Origin of the sequence: Segeticoccus rhizosphaerae (assembly GCF_009192725.1) — a bacterium.
Taxonomy (GTDB): domain Bacteria; phylum Actinomycetota; class Actinomycetes; order Actinomycetales; family Dermatophilaceae; genus Segeticoccus; species Segeticoccus rhizosphaerae.
The window spans coordinates 1-6,932 of record NZ_VOHR01000208.1 but is presented as its reverse complement, the minus strand read 5'-3'; the positions used below and the strand labels follow the sequence as shown (position 1 = coordinate 6,932).

The following is a 6,932-nucleotide window of genomic DNA, read 5'->3' as shown; positions in this document are numbered from 1 at the left end:
CGCGGAGGGAGCGGCGGTCGTCGACTGGGCCCGCCCGGTGCTCGCCGCGACGGCGGAGCTGGTCGAGGGGGCCGAGATGCTCCGGGGCGAGCGCCGCAGCCGGTTGACCGTGAGCGCCAGCCTCACCGTGGCCGAGCACCTGGTGCCCCGCTGGCTCGTCGGTATGGCCGGCCGGGCTCCCGAAGTGTCGGTGTCGCTGTGGATGGGCAACTCGAGCGACGTGGCAGCGGCCGTGCGCGCAGGCACGGCCGAACTCGGCTTCGTCGAGGGGGTGAGGGCGCCCTACGGCCTGCGCTCGCGCACCGTCTGCGGCGACGAGCTCGTGCTCATCGTCGCGCCGAGCCACCCGTGGGCGCGCCGGCGCCGTCCCGTCACCCCGGCCGATCTCGAGCAGACGCCTTTGGTGATGCGGGAGTCCGGCTCCGGGACCCGCGAGGTGCTCGAGCAGTGGATGACCGCCACGGGACACGCACCACACCCCGGCGTGGTCCTCGCCTCCACGACCGCGATCGTCCAGGCGGTGCTCGGCGGGGTCGGACCAGCGGTGGTGTCCGCCCTCGCGGTCCGCGAGGAGCTGGCCGGTGACCGGCTGGTCCGCATTCCGCTGTCCGTTGCCGCCGGCACGGAAGGCGATACGCCTGGCGTCGCGCGCGCGTCGGCGAGCACCCGTCATACGGCGGACGTCCGGCTGGAGCGCAGCATCCGGGCCATCTGGCGCGGGCCGGGCCGACCCACCCCCACGGCCGGCGAGCTGCTCGCCGTTGCGCTGGCCACTGCCCCGCCTGGGTTACGGTGACGGCTTCCGTCTTCGCCGCGTAGGAGGTATCCCATGGTCCCCACGGCCATCTGGATCGTCACGGCAGCGGCGATCGTCGGCCTGCTGCTCTTCGACTTCTTCGCGCACGTGCGCAAGGCCCATACCCCGAGCCTGAAGGAGGCGGCCACCTGGTCAGCGATCTACGTCGGGATCGCGCTCGTCTTCGGCGTGCTCGTGCTGGTGTTCGGCGGCGCGGAGATGGGCGGGGAGTACTTCGCGGGCTACATCACCGAGAAGGCGTTGTCGGTGGACAACCTGTTCGTGTTCCTGATCATCATGTCCAGCTTCCGGGTGCCCGCTGCGGACCAGCAGAAGGTGCTGCTGTTCGGCATCGTGTTTGCCCTGCTGGCTCGCACCGGACTGATCTTCGTGGGGGCGGGACTGATCAACCGGTTCGCGTGGGTGTTCTACCTGTTCGGCCTGATCCTGCTGCTCACGGCGGGCAACATGCTCAAGTCCGAGGGGGAGGACAGCCACGGCGGGGAGAACGTCGTCGTTCGCCTGGCGCGCAAGGTCATCCACACCACCGACCACTACGACGGCGACAAGCTGTTCACCATGGTGGACGGACGGCGCGCCATGACCCCGATGCTGCTGGTGATGATCGCGATCGGTGGCACCGACATCCTGTTTGCCCTCGACTCGATCCCGGCCATCTTCGGCCTGACCCGGAACACCTACCTCGTCTTCACGGCCACGGCGTTCTCGCTGATGGGGCTGCGGCAGCTGTACTTCCTGCTCGAGGGCCTGCTCGACCGGCTCATCTACCTCAGCTACGGGCTCGCCGCGATCCTGGTGCTCATCGGGATCAAGCTGATCCTGCACGCCCTGCACGAGAACACCCTGCCGTTCATCAACGAGGGCAGCCCGGTTCCTGTCGTGGAGATCAGCACGGGACTGTCCCTGTCGCTCATCGTGGCCTGCCTGGTGGTCACCGTCGCTGCCTCCCTGCTGAGCCCGCGGGGCAAGGCCCAGACGGCGGTGGCCGGCGCCCGGCGCCACGCGGAGCGCTACCTCGACCTGGACTACGAGGCGGACCAGCTGCTGCGCGAGCAGACCTACGCCAGGCTGCAGCGGGAGACCGCTGCTCTCACCTTGCTGCCGGAGGAGCAGCGGCGACACCTCCGCCAGCAGGACGAGCTGCTGGACCTGCTGAAGCGGGCCAATCAGGTGCACGACGAGCGTGTGGACCGAGGGTTCGGCAGCCAGACCGGTCGCCACCTGCCCTGACCTCGCACCGGTGCCGGCTCAGAGCCAGCCATGGTCACGAGCGGCACGTGCGGCCTCGATCCGGTTGCGGGTGCCGGTCTTGCCGATGCTGGAGGACAGGTAGTTGCGCACCGTCTGCTGGGACAGATGCAGGCGGCCCGCGATGTCGGCCACCGTCGCGCCGTCATGGGCCGCGGCCAGCACGTCCTGCTCGCGACCGGTGAGCGGGTTGGGCCCGGCCGAGAGGGCTTCTGCGGCCAGGGCCGGGTCGATGACCACCTCTCCGGCCAGCACGCGGCGGATGGCGTCGGCGAGGCCCTCGACCGGACCGTCCTTGACGAGGAACCCGCGGGCGCCCGCCTCGAGGGCTCGTCGCAGATAGCCGGGGCGGCCGAACGTCGTGACGATGACGACCGCGCAGCCGGGCAGCCGGTCGCGCAGGACCGCCGCCGCGTCGAGCCCGTTGCCACCTGGCAGCTCGATGTCGAGCAGCGCCACGTCCGGCTCGACCCGGACCGCGGTGGGCAGGATCTGGTCGCCGGAGCCGACCTCGGCCACCACCTGCAGGTCATCCTCCAGGTCGAGCAACATCGCAAGCGCACCGCGCATCATGGCCTGGTCCTCGGCGATGAGCAGGCGGGTGGTCGAGGTCATGGGCAGATCCGCTCCGTCCGGCCGTAGTCGCTGCGCGGCAGACTCGCGGTCAGGCTGAATCCCGTCGGCGAGCCGACTGTCTCGAGCTGCCCACCGGCCGCGACCAGGCGTTCGCGCAGACCGGTGAGGCCGGAGCCTGGCAGGACGTCGTGCCCGGCGGCGTGGCCGACCCCGTCGTCCACGATCCGCAGCCGCAGCCGCTCCTCGTCGCCGTCGAGCGTGATCGTGCAGCGGCGGGCCCGCGCGTGCCGCAGCACGTTGGTGGTGCCTTCACGCACGACCCAGCCGAGCAGGGCCTCCTGCTCCGCCGTCGTGGGCACGCGGTGCTCGGGCAGCTCGACCGTCACACCCGCCGCGCCCAACGTGTCACGGGCACCGGCCAGCTCCTCGCTCAGTCCGGCGTCGCGGTAGCCCCGCACCGCCGAGCGGACCTCGTCGAGGGCCTGCCGGCCGATCGTCTCGATGTCCGCGGCATGCCGCGCCGCGGCGCCGGCGTCTGCGGGAGCGATGCGCCGGGTGGCCTCCGCCTTGACCACGATGAGCGACAGGCTGTGGCCGAGCAGGTCGTGCAGGTCGCGGGCAAAGCGCAACCGCTCGTGGGAGACGGCGGACCGCGCCAGCTCCTCCCGGGCCGCCTGGAGCTCGGCGATGGTCACGGACAGTCGGGTGAAGGCGTGGGTGACCAGGCCTGCGAGCAGGACGGTCAGGCCGGTCGACCAGACGGTGTCGCCCCATAAGGCGCCGTGGCCGCGGGTGACACCTACGGCGAGGGCGGCCACGAGCAGCACCACCGCGGGCGCCCAGGGCGTGGGGACGACCGCTCCCACGGCGATCGCCAACAGCAGGACCACCATCGTCCACTGGCTCCAGGCGAAGGTCGCGAGCGCGCCCGTCACGATCGCCTGGACGGCCAGCAGCAACCAGGGCAGCCGCGCGGCCCCACCGCGGGAGGAGGACAGGCGACCCACCACGGACCGGCAGAAGCAGCCGAGGACCAGGACCAGCGCGGCGCCCACCACCCAGGGGCGTGGTGCCTCGTCGAGATAGAGGGCCGCCGGCAGGAGCACGCCCACGCCCCAGACCCCTGCCCACAGCCACCCCACCGCCGGGTCCGCCATGCGCGGCCGACGGGTCCGGTCGACGGCTGGGGACCAGCTCGAGCTCATGTCATCCATTGTGCTGGTCACCGACGGTCCTGCAGCGAAGGCGTCGCGACCCTCCGAGGATGAGCACCCCGGCGACCAACGGCATGGCCGAAGGCGAGGTGCGCCGGATCGTGACGGGCGCGAGGTGAGGTGAGGGTCATGTTGTTGCCTTCCGTGCGAGGGGTCGACGATCGACCTGTCCTCGACGCTACGGAGAGCGCGGACGCGCCGGCAGGGCCGCGCGTCCTCGGCCCGGCAGGACATCTGTCACGGGCGGGGGCGCCCGAAAAGCCGCACCGGGCGTGCCGCCGGCCGACGCGTGACCACTGCCTCGCCGCCCAAACCGAGACCGCCCGCACAAAGGTGTAGGCCCGGCGCAGTATGAGTGCGCCGGGCCTACGTGTGGTCAGCGGAGATGCACCGACCGACGCGGTTGGAGCGATGTGGCTCCGTCGTCACATCACTGACGACTGCAACGAGCAAGCCCGTCGCGGGGAATCCACGGTGTCCATCCGGTCCCGCCTCCGTTGCCGGTGGCGTAGGACTATTAGTAGTGCCAGATCGTCCGGCACACAAGAGGTTTCGCGAAACTGGTGGGAAGATCCGGCGTGTCGCCCGCGACACGCCGACATCGGGGCAAACTCGTCCGGGCACCCACGCTGCCGGGACGGCGACCAGCGGCTGAGACACTGCTGGGTATGCCGAGTGCCTTGCCCGAGGGCGAACCCGCGCCGCCGTCCGGCGAGCTGCCGCAGGCCGCGCTCGCGACGCTCGGCTCACACCCGTTCGGCATCTACGTGCACGTCCCGTTCTGCATCGTCCGGTGCGGCTACTGCGACTTCAACACCTACACGCTGACCGAGCTGGGCGCCGACGGGGCCAGCGTCGCGACCTACGCCGACGCCGCTCTGCGGGAGCTTGACCTTGCCCTGGCCGTGCTCGGCCCGTCCACCCCGCCGGTGCAGACCGTGTTCTTCGGCGGGGGCACACCCACCATGCTGGCGGCGGCCGACCTGGTGCGGGTGCTGCACGGCATACGTGATCGGTTCGGGCTGGCGCAGGACGCGGAGGTGACCACCGAGGCCAACCCCGACTCGGTGACCGCGGAGTCCCTCCGTGAGCTGGCCGCCGGCGGGTTCACCCGGGTGAGCTTCGGGATGCAGTCCGCGGTGCCGCACGTCCTCAAGGTGCTCGAGCGCACCCACGACCCCGACAATGTCGGGCGGGCGGTGCAGGGTGCTCGGGCGGCCGGTCTCGGGGTCAGCCTCGACCTCATCTACGGCACGCCGGGGGAGTCGGTCGACGACTGGCGCACCAGCCTCGACGCGGCGATCGCGCTGGCACCCGACCACGTCTCCGCCTACGCCCTCGTGGTCGAGGAAGGCACCAAGCTCGCCGCCCAGGTGCGGCGCGGCCAGGTGCCGGCGCCGGAGGACGACGACGAGGCGACGAAGTACGAGCTGGCCGAGCGGGTCCTCTCCGGTGCCGGCTACGGGTGGTACGAGGTGAGCAATTGGGCGCGCACACCGGCCGACCGCTGCCGGCACAACGAGGGCTATTGGTCCGACGGCGACTGGTGGGGCGTCGGACCCGGCGCGCACAGCCACGTCGGAGGCGTCCGGTGGTGGAACGTCAAGCACCCCAATCCGTTTGCCAACCGGCTCAACTCGGGCCAGTCACCCGCGGCAGGTCGTGAGCTGCTCACCGACGAACAACGGTATGACGAGCGGGTGCTGCTCGCCGTCCGGCTCGTGGACGGGCTCCCGGTGGACGACCTGCTACCAGCCGGCCGGCAGGCGGTGGCCGGTCTGATCGCCGACGGTCTGGTGGACGGCGGGGCCGCGATGCGCGAGCGTGCGGTCGTGCTCACCCTGCGCGGCAGGCTGCTGGCCGACACGGTCGTCCGCCGCCTGCTTGCCTGGTGACTCCCCCGACTGTTGCTGGGACCCAGCGTCGTCGATGACGCCATCCCCCAGCAACAGCGGAGGTCACCGGGGCGCCATCAAGACAGGACGCGGATCTGGAAGGGGTAGTCGTAGGCCTCGCCGCGGGAGGACCGGATGGCGCCCTTGATGTGGCACCACAGCGCGACCACGAAGATGATGACCAGGAGTGGGACCCCGATGATGGCGCCGATGAAGGTGAAGATCAGGATCCAGCTGATCAGGTAGAGCAGCCAGAACGACAGGTTGAAGTTGAACGCCCCGGCGGCGGCGCGGCGCACGGCCGGGCTCGAGTCCTTCTTGACCAGCCAGACGACCAGCGGGCCGATCATGCTCAGCCAGCCAAGGCTGACCACCGCGGCGATCGGTGCCGACAGGTGGGCGAGGATGCTCCAGGTGCGCTCCTCGGACGTGGCGGGCGCGACGCCATACGGCTGCGTCGAGTAGGTCATGGTGGTTCGCTCCTTGGGTGGTGTCACCCCAGTCAACCGCACCGGAGGGACCGAAGATTCCGTCTTCGGGGTCCGCACGGGGCCCGCTCAGGGGCCGTTCAGGGCAAACCCTCACCCGGCGGGATCGGTCACGAAGTCGATCAGCTCCTCGACGCGGCCGAGCAGCTCGGGTTCCAGGTCGGCATACGTGCGCACCGTGCCGAGGATCCGCTTCCAGCCGTGGGCGACGTCGGCCTGCGTGGTGTGCGCCCACCCGAGCTCGGTGAGGATGCCGTGCTTCCAGGACGTGCCGCGCGGTACCGCCGGCCACCGCTCCCAGCCCAGCCGAGCCGGCCGCACCGACTGCCACACGTCGATGTAGGGGTGGCCGACGATGAGCACGTGCGGCGAGAACCTCCGCAGCGCCCGGGCTTCCTCGACGAGCCGGGTCTCCTTGCTGCCGGGCACGAGGTGGTCGACGAGCACCCCCATGCGGCGTCCGGGTCCCGGCTGGAAGTCGCGAATCACCGCCGCCAGGTCGTCGACCCCCTCGAGCAGCTCGACGACGATGCCCTCGATGCGCAGGTCGTCGCCCCAGACCTTCTCGACCAGCTCCGCGTCGTGCCGGCCCTCCACGAAGATCCGCGACCCCGACGCCACCCTCGCGCGCGCACCGGCCACCGCCCGCGACCCGCTCGCGGTCCGCGCCGCTTCTGCCCTCGCCCGACCCAGC

General features: G+C 71.3%; 7 protein-coding genes. 3 read left to right on the top strand and 4 right to left on the bottom strand.

The annotated features are described in order from the left end of the window. Together FRW57_RS15000 and FRW57_RS14995 are read left to right on the top strand one after the other, a co-directional pair. The coding region (locus FRW57_RS15000; RefSeq protein WP_152186364.1) for a LysR substrate-binding domain-containing protein at positions 1-796 on the top strand (796 nt) is incomplete at its 5' end. 33 nt (positions 797-829) lie between these two features. Then, the gene (locus FRW57_RS14995) at positions 830-2,047 is read left to right on the top strand and encodes a TerC family protein (protein ID WP_137121652.1); all 1,218 of its coding nucleotides are present in this window, start codon (positions 830-832) and stop codon (positions 2,045-2,047) included. Between the two features lie 18 nt (positions 2,048-2,065). Here FRW57_RS14995 and FRW57_RS14990 read toward each other — a convergent pair whose 3' ends face one another. Together FRW57_RS14990 and FRW57_RS14985 are read right to left on the bottom strand one after the other, a co-directional pair. Beyond that, on the bottom strand, positions 2,066-2,680 hold the full coding sequence (locus FRW57_RS14990; RefSeq protein ID WP_137121653.1) for a response regulator transcription factor: 615 nt from the start codon (positions 2,678-2,680) through the stop codon (positions 2,066-2,068). Continuing rightward, entirely contained in the window at positions 2,677-3,846 is a 1,170-nt protein-coding gene (locus FRW57_RS14985) for a sensor histidine kinase (protein WP_202911536.1), read from the bottom strand. Before FRW57_RS14985 ends, FRW57_RS14990 begins: the two co-directional genes overlap by 4 nt. A 677-nt stretch (positions 3,847-4,523) precedes the next feature. Between FRW57_RS14985 and hemW the strand changes: the two genes are divergently transcribed. After that, positions 4,524-5,750 carry a radical SAM family heme chaperone HemW gene (gene hemW, locus FRW57_RS14980; protein WP_137121654.1) on the top strand — a complete coding sequence of 409 codons (1,227 nt, stop codon included), beginning with the start codon at positions 4,524-4,526 and terminating at the stop codon, positions 5,748-5,750. 77 nt (positions 5,751-5,827) lie between these two features. On the opposite strand, the gene FRW57_RS14975 is transcribed toward hemW, so the two are convergent. Together FRW57_RS14975 and FRW57_RS14970 are read right to left on the bottom strand one after the other, a co-directional pair. Beyond that, complete coding sequence (locus FRW57_RS14975) at positions 5,828-6,220, bottom strand: DUF4870 domain-containing protein (protein WP_137121655.1); 393 nt, start codon at positions 6,218-6,220, stop codon at positions 5,828-5,830. A gap of 111 nt (positions 6,221-6,331) precedes the next feature. Beyond that, positions 6,332-6,932 (bottom strand): DUF3097 family protein (locus tag FRW57_RS14970; protein WP_152186363.1); only part of this gene is annotated, 601 nt, incomplete at its 5' end.